Here is a 1,131-nt window from a genome sequence, read left to right as displayed (position 1 = left end):
CGCAAACTCCAGAGGTGTCTGATACCCCAAGGATGAATGCGGACGCTGCCCATTGTAGTCCAAGCGCCAATTGCTGATCTTCTCCCGGGCGTGAGCGAGATCCTGGAACCAGTGTTCATTCAGACACTCATCCCGGAATTTTCCGTTAAAGCTCTCGACGTAACCATTCTGCATCGGTTTGCCGGGCTGAATCAGCTTCAGTTCAACGTTATGGCGGTAAGCCCATTGATCGAGCGCTCTACCAGTGAATTCTGGCCCCTGATCGGTCCTAACGGCTTTCGGGTAGCCTCGGAAGGCAGCGATACCATCCAGTGTTCGGGCGACCTGTTCTCCTGAGATGCCCATGGCCACGGGAATATCGAGGCACTCCTTGGTGAAGTCATCCACGATCGTCAGACATTTGATCCTGCGGCCGTTGGCCAATGAATCCATAACGAAGTCCATAGACCACGTATGGTTCGGCGCATCAGGCAACACCAAGGGCTGCCGTTCGACCATCACGCCTTTACGGCGCTTGCGTTTGCGGACGGCTAGGCCGGCCTCCCGATAAAGCCGATAAACCTTCTTGTGATTCACCTCAGCACCCTCACGACGCAGCAACTGGTGAACACGCCGGTACCCGAACCGGCGACGTTCGAATGCAATGGCTTTAATGCGCTCTGTCAGTTCACGCTCCTCTAGCGAGCGTTGAGACTGATACCGCATCGTTGCGCGGGATAACCCGACGAGTGAACAGGCTTTGCGCTCGGATATCATCGTCTCCGACAGCATGGTGCGCACAGCCTCGCGCTTGTTCCCGACGGTCAGTACTTTCGGTTGAGAGCGGCCTTCAGGGCTTCAGAATCCAACATGGACTCTGCCAGTAGCTTCTTAAGCCGGGCGTTCTCTTCCTCCAGGGCCTTCAGACGACGGGCCTCAGAGACCTCCAGGCCGCCGTACTTCTTGCGCCAGGTGTAAAAGGTGGCATCCGAGATGTTGTAATTGCGGCACAGCTCCTTCACTGGCAAGCCGGCCTCGGCTTCCTTCAGAATCGGGATGATCTGCTCTTCGGTGAATCGCTTCTTCATGTTCATCGTCCTCTTCTCTGCTGATGAACATTACTAAGATCAGGCTGGATTAGAAAGTTGGGGG

At 55.6% G+C, this 1,131-nt stretch carries 1 protein-coding gene; it reads right to left on the bottom strand.

All coding sequences use genetic code 11. The features are described 5' to 3' along the window. A protein-coding gene (locus MSNKSG1_RS18585) for an IS3 family transposase (protein ID WP_152638828.1) occupies nucleotides 1-1,067 on the bottom strand; the annotation gives its coding sequence in 2 pieces (ribosomal slippage) (nucleotides 1-809 and nucleotides 809-1,067; 1,068 coding nt annotated over the 2 pieces). This gene is flagged as partial in the annotation. Between the last annotated feature and the right edge of the window lie 64 nt (nucleotides 1,068-1,131).

The organism is Marinobacter santoriniensis NKSG1, from assembly GCF_000347775.1.
GTDB lineage: Bacteria > Pseudomonadota > Gammaproteobacteria > Pseudomonadales > Oleiphilaceae > Marinobacter > Marinobacter santoriniensis.
The sequence above is the reverse complement of the archived record's forward strand: the minus strand, read 5'-3'. Positions and strand labels throughout refer to the sequence as shown.